This is a genomic window from Micromonospora sp. A200 (assembly GCF_029893845.1).
Lineage (GTDB): Bacteria > Actinomycetota > Actinomycetes > Mycobacteriales > Micromonosporaceae > Micromonospora > Micromonospora purpureochromogenes.
The window spans coordinates 14,566-27,148 of the sequence record NZ_JARXXY010000055.1; the positions used below are offsets into that span (position 1 = coordinate 14,566).

The 12,583-nt window shown below is 72.9% G+C and carries 14 protein-coding genes; all 14 read left to right on the forward strand.

Translation table 11 applies throughout. The features are described from left to right. Positions 1-113: 113 nt before the first annotated feature. The 14 genes from M2302_RS31010 to M2302_RS31075 all read left to right on the forward strand — a co-directional run bounded on the left by M2302_RS31010 (position 114) and on the right by M2302_RS31075 (position 12,111). Complete coding sequence (locus tag M2302_RS31010; RefSeq protein WP_280841354.1) at positions 114-647, forward strand: hypothetical protein; 534 nt, start codon at positions 114-116, stop codon at positions 645-647. Beyond that, positions 644-1,747: a C40 family peptidase gene (locus M2302_RS31015; protein WP_280841355.1), complete on the forward strand. Its 1,104-nt coding sequence runs from the start codon at positions 644-646 to the stop codon at positions 1,745-1,747. The genes M2302_RS31010 and M2302_RS31015 overlap by 4 nt, the downstream gene beginning before the upstream one ends. A gap of 92 nt (positions 1,748-1,839) precedes the next feature. Beyond that, positions 1,840-2,661: a hypothetical protein gene (locus M2302_RS31020; RefSeq protein ID WP_280841356.1), complete on the forward strand. Its 822-nt coding sequence runs from the start codon at positions 1,840-1,842 to the stop codon at positions 2,659-2,661. Then, positions 2,658-3,614, forward strand: a complete 957-nt coding sequence (locus tag M2302_RS31025) for a DUF4314 domain-containing protein (RefSeq protein ID WP_280841357.1) — start codon at positions 2,658-2,660, stop codon at positions 3,612-3,614. The genes M2302_RS31020 and M2302_RS31025 overlap by 4 nt, the downstream gene beginning before the upstream one ends. A 46-nt stretch (positions 3,615-3,660) precedes the next feature. Continuing rightward, positions 3,661-3,963, forward strand: a complete 303-nt coding sequence (locus M2302_RS31030; protein WP_280841358.1) for a hypothetical protein — start codon at positions 3,661-3,663, stop codon at positions 3,961-3,963. Between the two features lie 269 nt (positions 3,964-4,232). Then, positions 4,233-5,357: an AAA family ATPase gene (locus tag M2302_RS31035; protein ID WP_280841359.1), complete on the forward strand. Its 1,125-nt coding sequence runs from the start codon at positions 4,233-4,235 to the stop codon at positions 5,355-5,357. 18 nt (positions 5,358-5,375) lie between these two features. Beyond that, positions 5,376-6,971 (forward strand): VWA domain-containing protein, encoded by a 1,596-nt coding sequence (locus tag M2302_RS31040; RefSeq protein ID WP_280841360.1) that lies wholly within the window; start codon positions 5,376-5,378, stop codon positions 6,969-6,971. A gap of 202 nt (positions 6,972-7,173) precedes the next feature. Beyond that, positions 7,174-8,145: a DUF4192 domain-containing protein gene (locus M2302_RS31045; RefSeq protein WP_280841361.1), complete on the forward strand. Its 972-nt coding sequence runs from the start codon at positions 7,174-7,176 to the stop codon at positions 8,143-8,145. Between the two features lie 53 nt (positions 8,146-8,198). Continuing rightward, positions 8,199-8,615: a hypothetical protein gene (locus M2302_RS31050; protein WP_280841362.1), complete on the forward strand. Its 417-nt coding sequence runs from the start codon at positions 8,199-8,201 to the stop codon at positions 8,613-8,615. Between the two features lie 77 nt (positions 8,616-8,692). Then, a complete protein-coding gene (locus tag M2302_RS31055) occupies positions 8,693-9,247 on the forward strand; it encodes a hypothetical protein (protein WP_280841363.1) in 555 nt (184 codons plus the stop codon). A 125-nt stretch (positions 9,248-9,372) separates the two neighbouring features. Then, positions 9,373-9,711: a hypothetical protein gene (locus tag M2302_RS31060; protein WP_280841364.1), complete on the forward strand. Its 339-nt coding sequence runs from the start codon at positions 9,373-9,375 to the stop codon at positions 9,709-9,711. An 81-nt stretch (positions 9,712-9,792) separates the two neighbouring features. Beyond that, positions 9,793-10,821: a hypothetical protein gene (locus tag M2302_RS31065; protein ID WP_280841365.1), complete on the forward strand. Its 1,029-nt coding sequence runs from the start codon at positions 9,793-9,795 to the stop codon at positions 10,819-10,821. A 130-nt stretch (positions 10,822-10,951) separates the two neighbouring features. Then, the gene (locus tag M2302_RS31070) at positions 10,952-11,605 is read left to right on the forward strand and encodes a hypothetical protein (protein WP_280841366.1); all 654 of its coding nucleotides are present in this window, start codon (positions 10,952-10,954) and stop codon (positions 11,603-11,605) included. A gap of 101 nt (positions 11,606-11,706) precedes the next feature. Further along, on the forward strand, positions 11,707-12,111 hold the full coding sequence (locus M2302_RS31075) for a hypothetical protein (protein WP_280841367.1): 405 nt from the start codon (positions 11,707-11,709) through the stop codon (positions 12,109-12,111). Positions 12,112-12,583 lie beyond the last annotated feature (472 nt).

Below are 12,583 nucleotides of genomic sequence, written 5' to 3' on the forward strand. Positions count from 1 at the left end.
CCCGCCGCTCGCACGGCCTTGCACCGCGCCGGCTGTCACGGCCCCCTGCGTCGCCGCCAGCAGCTCGCATCCGACATCGCCGAAAACCCCATCCCCGTAAGGAGTCCTGTCTCGTGAACACCCCCTGCTTCGTCGGCACCACCGACCCCGCGAACCCCCACCTCGTACACGCCCGGTTCGTGCTCGTCGACGGCCACCCCGGCGTTGTCGTGCCCACCCTCGCCGCCATCTGGGCCGCGCACACGCACCGCGACACCCGGGCGCTGATCGACGCCGTACTCGCCCGCGACTGGGAGTACCTCGACCCCGCCACCACCGCCACCACCGTTTCCGGGATGGGACAGCAGTCCGTGCCGGGCGTCGGCATCCCCCTGACGGGCGCCGACTGTGCCGTGGACACGCCGGAGCCGGTCACCGTGTTCCCACTGTGCCGGGCCGGGCACCTCGACGCGCAGTGGATCTACCTCCTCGACCCGGCGACCGACACGGTCGCCGTGCACACCGACGACGGGCACCAGCTGGGCCGCTACCCGCTCCGCGACTGCGTCAGCCCCTCACCCGGCCCGGACCCGGCACGCAGCCCCGCTTCCCGCACGACGGCGACGGCACCCTGCGCGCTGGTGTCGGCGCCGGGGACACCGCGGTGACCGCCCGGGCGCTCGGCGCCGTCGCCGCCGCGGTGGTGGCCCTGCTCCTGCTGTGCGCGGCCGGGATCGGGGCGCTGTTCACCGGCGGCGGCACCGCCTCGGCCGCCTGCTACCGCGCGGCGGCCGACGGGCAGCCTCTGCCGGCGGGCATCACCGTCTCCCCACCCGTTGCCACTGCCGGCGGGTGGACCAGCGAGCAGACAGCCCACGCCGCGGTGATCGTCGCCGTCGGCGCGGACCTGAAGGTCCCGCCGCGCGGGTGGGTCATCGCCCTGGCCACCGCGATGCAGGAGTCCACGCTGCGCAACCTGCCCGGCGGCGACCGCGACTCGGTCGGGCTGTTCCAGCAGCGCCCCTCCGAAGGGTGGGGCACCCCCACCCAACTCCGGGACCCCCGCTACGCCGCCGACCGGTTCTACCAGGCGCTGCTGGCCGTCGACGGGTGGCAGGCCATGGCGCTGACCGACGCCGCCCAGGCGGTGCAGCGATCCGCCTACCCCGGCGCGTACGCGAAGTGGGAGCACGAGGCGATCGCCCTGGTCCGCGTCCTCACCGGCGGCACACCGGCCGGCCCGGTCTCCGCCGAGCTGGAGCAGGCGATGAGCAACCCGCTGTGCCTGTTCGACGCCGGCGACGGCCAGCTCGGCGGCGAGCAGGTTCCCCTACCGGATGGGTTCACGCTCCCGTCGGGCACCGCGCGGCCGGTCGCCACGGCGATCAGCTGGGCCCTGGCCCAGCGCGGCACTCCCTACACCTTCGGCGGGGACTGCACCGCACCGCACTCCGGCATCCCGGCGCGCCAGTGCGACTGCTCCTCGCTGGTGCAGCAGGCCTACCGAGCCGCCGGCATCACCCTGCCCCGCACCACCAGCGAACAAGTCCACGCCGGCCAGCCGGCCACCGACCACCGGGACCTGCGCCCGGGGGACCTGCTGTTCATCCCCGGCAGCCGCGGCAGCCCCGCCCAGCCCGGCCACGTCGGCCTGTACCTCGGTGACGGACTGATCGTTCAAGCCCCGCACAGCGGCGACGTCGTCAAGATCAGCCGCCTGTCGGCGTGGGCCAGCCAGCTCGCCGCCGTGCGCCGCATCGTCGCCTGATCCCGCGCCTCGGGCAGGCAGACCAGGCGCTCCCTGTCGCCCCCCGGACCCGCCGGGCCCGGGGTTCTCACACCGTTGATGGAGGTTCCATCGTGAGTTGCTCCACCCTGATCGGTGTCACCGCTTCCGGTGGCGCCTACGCCGTGCGCTGGTTGCACTGGGGCGGTGACCCCGCACAGGTGCTGCCGCAGCTGCGGCGCATCTGGCAGCACACCTTCGACCGGCGCACCCTCGCCACGGGCGAGGCGCTGCTACGCCACGACTGGCTCACCCTCGACTACCCCCGCCACCCCGCACGCGGAAACGGGCAGCGGCCGGTTCCCGGCGTCGGCGTCACCGCCGGCCTGCAGGACGGGATCCGCCGCGGCCGGGTCGACGACCCGATCGACGGCTACCTCGAATGGATGTACCTGATCGACGTCGCCACCGACACCGTCGTGGTGTACGAGGCGACCTGTCACGGTCGCTGGCTGCGCCACAGCCGACACCTGCTCGACCCGGACTCGGGCGGGCACTGGCTCGACCCGGACTCGGACGCGCGGGTGTTGGGCTGCGGCGGCTACCGCACGCACGGGCACCGCTGGCACGCGTGTCGCCTGTGGCTGCCGGACGCCCGCACCGGCCTGGACGCCGAGATCTGCCTGGCCCCGCACCTGAGCACGGCGACGGTCCTGCGGTTCAGCGACGCCACCGCTGGCGCGATCACCGCCGCCACCGCCCCCACAACCGTGCAGGCGGGGCGGCAGGTGCCGTGGCTGCGCCTGGCGGGCCCGCAGTTCGACCTGGTCATGCCCGGCAGCCACGGCGAGCGGCCCTACCGGCTTCGCCGCGACGCTGACGGGCTGCTGCTGCTTGACGTGCCGGTGCCCGGCTGGTCGTGGCAGCTCCTGTCCGCCCAGGTGACGCGGCGATGACCTACCGACCACCCGGCGAGCGCGACGCCGGTGACCGCATCCGTGCCCTCACCGGTCACGAGAGCAGCGACGCGGGTTGGCAGCAGGTGCTCGACGCGATGCGCGCGGCCGGCGCCGCGGCCGGACGCTCAGCGGCGCAGTGGTGGGCGCAGGACGTCCTCGGCGGTCGGGCCGCGGGCAACGCCGCCGGCCCCGCCCAGCGGATCCTCGCCGGGATCGACGACGGGGACCCAGCGGTGCTCGACGGGCTTCCCGCCGCCGACCGGTACTGCCTGAGCCAGGATCGGGACCGGTACGCCGAGGCCGCTGCGGCCGGCGCGCCGCCGTGGGAGGACCTGCCCGGCACCCGCTGCGACCAGACCCGGTGGGCGTGGTGCGACGGCTTCGACCAGGCGCTCACCGACGAGGTGGCCCGACAGTGCCGCCTCGTGCTGTCCCCGACCGGCGACGACCGGGACCTGAGCCACCTGCACCCGGACCGCGTGCGCCTCGGCGGGCCGGGCGTGTTCGCCGGCGACTGGGCGTGGACGCCGAACGCCGACGGGCAGATGCGCATCCCGGTCGGGTTCGTCGGAACCCTGGTCGACACCTGGAACGGGTGGGCGAAGTTCACCTGCACCCGAGCGGTGGCGGAAGCGATCGTCGCCGACCAGCAGGCCGCCCGCGACCGCTACCGGCAAACCCTCGCTGAAGAGGATGTCCCTGAGGCGCGGCGGGAGCGGCTGCTGGACGAATCCCTGGCCCGGATGCGCTTCGACGGCGACGTCATCGACGTCGACGAGACCCTCATCCACCACGACCCGGCAGCAGTGCACCGCATCGCCCCGGACGCGCAGGGCCGGTACACGGTCATGGGCCGCGCCTGGACCTGGACCGCCGTGCACCCCTGTGACTGCGACCACATCGCCGGTGACATCCCCGACCCGGCCAGCCAGCCGACGCCCGAGGACTAACCAAGCCCCCTCCGCCGTGACCTACCTGACCAGAAGGACCACGACCATGCTCGATGACCGTGACGACCAGTTCGGCGAGTACGCCCACGAGGAGATCCTGCAGGCCCTGGTGCGGCACCTACTCACCAGCGCCGACCTGGACCAGCTCTGCGACGACGCCGACCTACCCCAGCTCACCCACGACGACGGCACCCCGGTGACCATCACCTCGGCCCGCGTCTACCGCGACGCCGGCGTGATGACACTCGACCGCGGTGTGTGGCTGGAACTGTCTGACGGCAGCGTGTTCGGCCTGACCGTGCACATCTCCCGCCGCCCCCGCAGCGAGGTCACCCTCCGCCGCCGCTAACCCCTCCGCGCACCCCCGCACCCAGTCGACTTGATCGATCCGCGGGCGGGTGCGTTCCTTGTCGTCGCCCACCGGTCGGTGACGGCGACCGAGACCGGCACACCCCTGCCGGCCTTGCTTGCTGCACAAACCTCACGGAGGTCGCTGGCCGTCCCTGCACAGGGCCGCGCCCGTCACCGCCGTCTCCGCCGCGCGGACACCGCACCACGTCTGCCCGCGCACCCGGAGACGGGTGCGCGGGCCCCATCCCTGACAACAGGAGACCCCGCATGGACCCTGCAACCCCGCCCGCCACCACCGACCCCTTGCGGGGCGGCCCCGATGGCGACCGCCGTCCCGGCTACCTCTACCGGCAGGTCGCCGCCTACCTCGCCAGCCAACCCGACCAATGTCTCAAGGTCGGCGAAATCACCACCGCCATCGCCGCCCGCTCCACCGGCGCGGTATTCGAAGCGTTGAAGAAGATGGCCGCCGCCGGCTACGCCACCCACCACACACAGCCGCACCGCTTCCAAATCACGAAGGCGGGCATCGACGCCGCCGGCGCGATGCCACCCCCTGCCCCGCGTACACCCCGCAGTGGCCGCGGGGCAGGACGGCGGCAGCCAGTCACCCGCCCCAACGGCGACCTGTACTTCCCCCGCAAACTCGCGGGAGCCACCGATGTGGACGTGCTGCGCCGGCTACGTGAAAAGCGTATCCCCGTGCTGCTCTACGGCCCGCCCGGCACCGGCAAGACCGCCCTCGTCGAGGCCGCCTTCCCGGACCTGCTCACCGTCGCGGGCACGGGCGACACCGTCGTGGAGGACTTCCTCGGCAACTTCATCCCCCTCCCCGACGGCGGCTTCGAATTCGTCTACGGCCCCCTCGTCACCGCGATGCGCGAGGGGCGGGCGCTGCTGGTCGACGACGCCACCCTCATCGCGCCGAAGGTCCTCGCCGTGCTCTACCCGGCCATGGACGGCCGGCGGGTCATCACCATCCCCGGCTACCGCAACGAACGCGTCGACGCCGTCAACGGGTTCTACGTCATCGCCGGGCACAACCCCGGCGTACACGGCGCCATCCTGACCGAAGCGCTCGCGTCCCGGTTCGACGTGCACATCGAGGTCACCACCGACTGGGACCTCGCCCGCCACCTCGGCGTCCCCGCACCCGCCGTGCAAGCCGCCATCGCCCTCAACACCGACCTCGCCGCCGGGCGGGTGTCCTGGGCGCCGCAGCTGCGCGAGCTGCTCGGCTTCACCCGCGTCCGCAAGACCCTCGGCCTACCCGCCGCGGTGGCCAACCTCGCCGGCCGCGCCCCCGAAGACGACCGCGAGCACGTCCTCGCCGCCCTGCGACAGCACTTCGGCAGCGAGATCACCGCGCTGACCCTCGGCAAGCAGCGCTAACCCTGAAAGGAGAACCTGATGCCTCATCCCCGTACACACCTGCAGTCCGGCACCGCCCCTGCGATCGGCGACCCACGCTGGCAGGAATGGAGCACGGCGTGGACCCGGCACATCCCGGTCCTGACCGGCCGCGACGACCTGACCGTCACCGTCGCTCCCGGCGCCGGCGGCGGCGCCCCCGCCTGCTTCTACCCCGACACGTGTCGCATCGAGGTCGACGCCACCCACATCGGCACCCCCGACGTCGCCAACCCCCGACGCGCCGGCCACAAACGGCTGGTGCCCACCGCCTACGGGCTCCTCGTCCACGAGGCCGCGCACGCCGCCCACAGCCGGTGGCGTACCCCGCCCGGCACGCCACCGGTCGTCGCCGCCGTCGCCGAGGTCCTCGAGGAGTCCCGCATCGAGTACCGGCAGCGCAGCCGCCGACGCGGCGACCGCAGGTGGCTACGCCACACCATCACCGCGCTGATCAGCGCCGACGACGCCCCCGTCGACGACGCGTGGCACGCCGGACACCTCGCCGGGCTCCTCCTCGCCCGAGTCGACGCCCGCATCATCACCGCCAAGGACATCAAGGCCGTCCGCGCCGCCGTCACCACGGTCCTCGGCCGCAGACGGCTCCTGCAACTACGCGATGTGTGGCGGCAAGCCCACGGCACCGACGACTCCGACGCCGACACCATGATCGACCTGGCGTGGCGGTGGTGCCGCATCCTCGGCATCCACCCCCACCTGCAACCAAATCCGCCGCAGCCGGATCCGGGCATGTTCGCCGGCCAGCTCGCCCAGGCCCTGACCGACTACCTCGCCCACACGGTCGGGCTCACCCCCGCCGCATACCGGTCCCGGCAGATCAGCACGAAATTCTCCGCCCCGGCGACGTGGACCCGACGCGACCCCACCGACGCCGAACGCGCCGCCGCCCGCACCCTCGCCGCCCGGCTGCGCCGCGCCCGCACGTATCAGCCCGAACCCGACACCCGGCCCACTGTCATCCCGCCCGGCCGGCTGCGCACCCGCCACGCGATCACCGCCCAGGCGCAGATCGCCGCCGGCGCCATCCCGACCGCCACACCGTGGCAGCGGCGCGCCACGCTGCCACCGCCGAAGCCGACCCTGCACCTGGGCGTCATCGTCGACGTGTCCTTCTCCATGCACCCCTACGCCGCGCCCATGTCGTCGGCGGGGTGGATCCTCGCCCACGCCGCCCGCAGCAGCGACGCCGTCACCGCCACCGTCGCCTTCGGCAGCGACGTCACCCTGCTCGTCGGCCCCCGCAACCGCCCCACTCACGTGCAGGACATGCACACCTCAGGTGGCAGCAGCACCTTCGGCGACGCCGTGAAACTCGCCGACGAGCTACTGCACCTGCGCCAACCCGGCAGGCTGCGGATGCTCGCGGTCGTCTCCGACGGCGATCTCGACGACATCCCGGCAGCACAACGACTCGTCAGCACCCTGCACCGCGCCGGCTGCCCTGTGCTGTGGCTGCGCCCCACCGACCTGGACGTGCACACCTTCACCGACACCAGCACCGTCCTGATCACCGACCCCGTGCAGGCCATCGACCACATCGCCGACGCCGCCGTCACCGCCCTCGAACGCGCCTGACAACCCCGCCCCGGCGACCCCAGCCCGCTCGCCGCGCTGACCCCGCCGGGCAGGTGGACCCGCACCGCGCCGGGCGGCACCGGCGGACTTATCCCCTGCATTCGCTACCTGCCGTTTGCCCGGCCCCCTGCGCACCTCTGCGCGCCCGGGCACGGCAGATGTGCCGTGCCCGGAACTCACTTCGAACCCTCGGGAGACAACCGTGAGCCACTCGAACAACCGGCTACCGCTCGCCTCACCCGCCGACCTGCTCACCGCCGTGCCCTACCTGCTCGGCTTCCACCCCACGAACAGCCTCGTGCTCGTCGGCTGCGCCGGCCCTCAGGTCGTCGTCGCCAGCCGCACCGACCTGCCCGAACCCGGCGACGTCACGGAGTGGGCCGAGGCGATCCAGCCGGCGCAGCTGCGCCTGCTGCGCAACGCGGCAGCCACCCGCGCCATCACCGTCGGCTACGGGCCGGCCGCCGCCGTCACCCCGGTCATGGACGCCGTCACCCCGCGGCTGACCGCCGCCGGCGTCGACGTGCTCGACGCCCTGCGCGTCACCGCCGGCCGCTACTTCTCCTACCTGTGCTCCGAACCCGCCTGCTGCCCCGCCGACGGGTTGCCCTTCGACCCGGACCGCAGCGACGTGACCATGCAGGCGATCGTCGCCGGCTGCCACGCCCTGCCCGACCGGGCCGCCCTCGTCGCCAGCGTCGCGCCCGCCACCGGGCGCACCCGCGCCGCGGTCACCCGCGCCACCGCACGAGCCCACGCCCGTCGCCGCGCCATCACCACCAGCGAAGGCCCCGACGGGGTGATCCGCGCAGGCGAAGAGGCCGTACAGGCCGCGTTCGCCCGCTACGCCGGCGAGCAGGTCCTCACCGACGACGAACTGGCCTGGCTCACCGTCCTGCTGCCCATCCCCGCCGTCCGCGACGCCGCATGGCTGGCCACCGACTCCCTGCCCTGGCACACCGCCCTATGGGCCGACATCACCCGCCGCGTCCATCCGCCCCTCGCTGCCCCACCCGCCACCCTGCTCGCCTTCGCCGCCTGGCACCGCGGCGAAGGTGCCCTCGCCTCCGTCGCCCTCGACCGGGCCCTCACCGCCGACCCCACCTACACCCTCGCGCAGCTCATCGACCAAGCCCTCCGCGCCGGACTGCCCCCGTCCGTGCTCGACCAGTGACCAATCCCGGCCCGCACATGCCCTGACCCCCGCCAGCCCTCCTGGAGAACACCGTGCCTGAACCCCACCTCGACGTCCTGCACCGACTCCTGCAACACCAGGGCTACACCCTCGCCCTGGACGAGCTCGCCGAGGCCTGCGCGCAGCAGCCCGACGAGGTGTGCGCGCTGCTGTCGCAGGCCGCCAGCATCGCCGCCACCCAGGCGCAGATCACCGCCCTGACCGACGCCGCGAACCTGCTCTGCGACGTCCACGTCCGCGCAGGCGCCGACACCGTCCTGTCCCTGCGCGAGCGCCTCGACCGGGTCGCCAGCGCCCTCACCACCGCCCTCGCCCAACGCGACAAGGCCACCGCGGCCCTCCGGCGCACCTGCGAAGCCCTCATCAGCACCGACATCGCCCTGGTCGCGACCTGCGACCTCACCAGCGCCGCCGGCCAACCCGACGGCGCTACCACGACCACGCCCTGACCAGACCGCCGCGCCGTGCCCCGCAGCCCGAGAACGGGCAGCGGGGCACGGCCCTACCCGAGACATGAGGTAACCCGATGACCGAACCGTCCATCGCCCCACCGCCGACCACCCCCACACCCCCGACCCTCGAATCCGTCCTGCGCAACGCCTGGGACGCCTTCCACCCCACCCAGCCCGCCCCGCTGGGATGGCTCACCCACACGGCCACCCAGATCCAGGCCTACCTGCACGAGCACCAACCCGTACCGCAGCCACAGCCGCCAGCAATCGAACTCACCGACCCGTCGGCGCAGCTTGGTGCCCACGTCTGGAGCGCGCTACGCGACGCCGTCGCCGAGCACGACATCGACGTCGACGCCGCCAACCGGGTCCTGCACGCCGTGGACCTGCCGCTGCTGCCCCGCCGCTGGCAAGTCCGCCTCGCCCTGCCCATCCTCATCGAGGTCACCGCGACCAGCCGCGAGGACGCCTTCGACACCGCCGAAGCCGCCGTCGAAACAGCGCTCACCGGCGCCGAACTCGACGTGCACTTCGAGTGGGACGGACGCGAACGCGACGACGCCAACCCCGGCGACCTCGACCCCACCGCCGCCGAACACCCCTACCCCGGCCCGTCACCGGCGACTTGATCTATGCGGAAAGTCGAGCGTCACTGCTCGCGGTCGCCGCCCCGGCGAACCCGACAGCGGCATCCCCACACCGCTGGCCGGGGTGGCGGCCACCTCGACACCGCATCCCGGAGGGCCACGACCCGATGACGCAGCCGCACCGACACGCCGTACCCCGCACCGTCACCGACGTCCGGCTGTGGCTGCTCGCCACCGACGTCGTCGTCGCCCACCAAGCCCACCCCGAACGGCCCGGCCGCTGCGCCAACCTGCGCTGCACCGGCGAGGCGTATCCGTGCCCGCCGGCACGCGACGCGCTTCGCGCGTGCCAGGCCGCCAACCGCCCCCGGCTACTCGCTCGGGGCCTGGCACGGGTCGCCGCCCAGGCTGGCGGCGGCGCCGCTTCGGGCTTCGCCGGCTGGTTCCGGCCCACCCGTGGGGTCACATCGCCACCGCTGTCGATGCCGTACCCGCGCGCCGCCTGAGCTCGCCGCGCACACCGACAACTGCCCCGTGGCAGCGGCGACGCGCCAGCCGCCGCTGCCCCCAACCCCCTCGGAGGGACCGTGAGTTTCCGCAGCGAGTCGACCCTCGCCGGCTACGCCCGCGCGGCAGTGGACCTGCGCCTGCGCATGACCCAATACTCCCGTAGCCGATTCGCACAGCAGTACCTACGGGCGTTCCTCGAACCCCGCCTCAACCACGACCCCGACTACCCCGCCCGGCACAGCGACGTACTGGGCGCGTTCGGCCGCGTCGCGCACGAGCCGTGGCAGCACGGCGAGCCGTACGTCCTCGCCCCGGCCATGACCGCGATCATCGCCGCCGCCGCGCAAGCCCTCGACCTCACCGGCGACGTCGTCGGCAACGACGTCGCCCCCAGCGACGCCGGGGTGCTGTTCCTGCCCGAACCCATCTACGAACGCGGCATGCACGGCGAGGTCACGTCCATCGGCGCCATCACCTGGGCCAAATGGCACAACACCGGCAGCGGCCGGACCGGTTGGTGGATCACGGGGTGGGCCGACCGCGACGACCCGCTCGACCCCGCCGCCGTCCGCCGCCGCCAGCAACTCACCGAAGCGCCGGACCTCGCCGCACAGTTCGGCCCCTACGTGCTGAACTCCTTCGCCGAAATCCCCATCGGCACCCCCATCGCCGCCATCGGCACCGACCACCAACCGCTTGACGGCGACTGGGAGCCCGCCCCGGACGGCCGATTCTGCATCGACGAGTCGACGCTGCGGATGAGGGCCGTCGCGGCGGTGCTCTACGCGTTCTGGCGCATCCAGGAACAACCCATCGCCACCGTCGCCGCCCCGCCGCTGGACCGGCCCGCCCGCCGCCGCGCGTTACACGCCAGCCTCCGCCACGACACCCGCGTGGTGATGCTGCGGCGCACCAACCCCGTCGCCGAACCCCCCGACGGGGAAGCGAAGTGGCACTACCGCGTCCGGTTCCTCGTGCGCGGGCACTGGCGACGCCTCGTCAACGCCGACGGGCAGCCCTACCGCATCTGGATCCACTCATACATCAAAGGCCCCGACGGCGCGCCGCTGCTCCTCGGCGACACCGTCGCCGTCCTCGCCCGCTAAGCCAAGCCGCCGACTCCGTCCCACGCCCGTCTTGCCAACTCGGGTCACGCCGTGGTCCTGGCCACGGCTTGGGGACACCTGCGGCCCACCGTCCATCGAATCCTTGACCGCCCGTCAGAAAGCCCATCCGATGCTCAACACTGACAACCCCTTCGACGTCAACAACCGCGCCTACCAGCGGTTCCTCACCCTCACCAGCGACCATTTCGAAGTCGTCGGCTGGGACAACGCCACCACCGGCCGACCCACCATGATCCTGATCGACCTCGGGAGCCGGGACGCGGTCAGCCTCGCCCTGCTCGACACCGCCGAAGACCGCCGGCCCCAGGCCCTGCTCGCCGCCACCACCACCGCCGCCCTGTCGCTGCACGGCCCCATCCCCGGCCGTGCAGCAGCCGCCGACTACGCCCTCCACCTGGCGATGCACGACGCCGACATCGCCGCCACCACCCCCGTGGCCCTGCACCACCCCAACCAGCCGCACATCAGCCCCGACGAGTGGCTGAGCATCCCAGCCGAGATTGCGGCAGCCGCCCGCACCAGCACCCTCGACAGCACAGCGGTCGCGCTGGTCCTCCTCGACCATGACCGCTCCCAGCTCACCGTGGTCGGCCCCTTGGCCAGCATCAGCCAGGCCGAAGCCTGGCAGCCCGCCGCGGACGGCTGGCCGCCCGTCGACCGGCTCCTCCTCGCCGTCCAGCCGCCGCGCACACCTGACCGGATCGAGCCAGACCCATTTCGGCTCCGCGCAACGGCGCGGCTGGTCTGGCCGCTCCTGCCCTGAACCACCGCCAGACGCGGTCTGCCCACCCTCGCTCAGCCCGACATGCCCTTGGGGGCGCCGCCGATGGCGTCGCCCCCTGCCCACATGCAGCTGGAGACATCATGAAACGCTGGTCCGAGCCCGAAGAGCCCGACGAAACCGTCAGTGCCGGCGTCAGCGTCGGCGACCCCGACCTTGGCAAGTCACGGCTGCTGTCGCGGCAGTGCGACACCTGCGTGTTCGCCCCCGGCAACAAAATGCACCTCGCGCCAGGCCGGCTGCGCGACCTCGTCGCCGAAGCCCGAGCCCGCGAGTCGTTCATCGTCTGCCACTCGACACTGCCCCACTACAGGCACCCCGACGCGCAGCCCGCGATCTGCCGCGGCTTCGCCGACCGCTATCGCACCCAGGCACTGCGATTCATCGAACGGCTCTTCGGCTTCATCGAGGTCGACCCGCCGCAGGCCGACCCGCAGCCGGCCACACCCGACGCCGCCGCGCCATCACCACAGCACTCCGACGGATGAGGCCTGCACCAATCCAAGCTGGACCGTCGGCAACCTGAGCCCTACCAGCTACCCGAACTGGTGCCAGCAATACCCGTCGTCTCCGCTTGCGGGTGCTTCTCGCCGAGCAGCCACACCGCTGGCAGCAGCGGTCAATCAGGGGCGGGTTTAGCGACGACGACGTATCTGGCCGGCACGTGTCGGCGTACGGGTCAGCGTGCCCAACCAGGTACGCCCGAACGTGCGCAGGTCCATAACGACGCTCAACGATTGATCCCGGAGGTCCGGCACCCTGCCTCGATCCGGCCATCGCCTTCAACGACTATCGCTGTCCGAGTCGGGCCGAGATCGTGATAACTGAGGGCGACTGTCTTGGCGCCCGAGCCGCCGCTCGCATCGCGGCATAGAAAGACGTTCTGCGTGTCGATGCAGGACGTAGGAACGTCCCCCTGATGCGCTTGTCGGGCTTGGTGTCCCATCGCAGGAGGAGGAC

Coding starts and splice junctions, on each gene's coding strand:
- M2302_RS31060 (WP_280841364.1), top strand. CDS start 9,373: ATGACGCAGCCGCACCGACACGCCGTACCCCGCACCGTCACCGACGTC.
- M2302_RS31035 (WP_280841359.1), top strand. CDS start 4,233: ATGGACCCTGCAACCCCGCCCGCCACCACCGACCCCTTGCGGGGCGGC.
- M2302_RS31025 (WP_280841357.1), top strand. CDS start 2,658: ATGACCTACCGACCACCCGGCGAGCGCGACGCCGGTGACCGCATCCGT.
- M2302_RS31075 (WP_280841367.1), top strand. CDS start 11,707: ATGAAACGCTGGTCCGAGCCCGAAGAGCCCGACGAAACCGTCAGTGCC.
- M2302_RS31070 (WP_280841366.1), top strand. CDS start 10,952: ATGCTCAACACTGACAACCCCTTCGACGTCAACAACCGCGCCTACCAG.
- M2302_RS31040 (WP_280841360.1), top strand. CDS start 5,376: ATGCCTCATCCCCGTACACACCTGCAGTCCGGCACCGCCCCTGCGATC.
- M2302_RS31055 (WP_280841363.1), top strand. CDS start 8,693: ATGACCGAACCGTCCATCGCCCCACCGCCGACCACCCCCACACCCCCG.
- M2302_RS31030 (WP_280841358.1), top strand. CDS start 3,661: ATGCTCGATGACCGTGACGACCAGTTCGGCGAGTACGCCCACGAGGAG.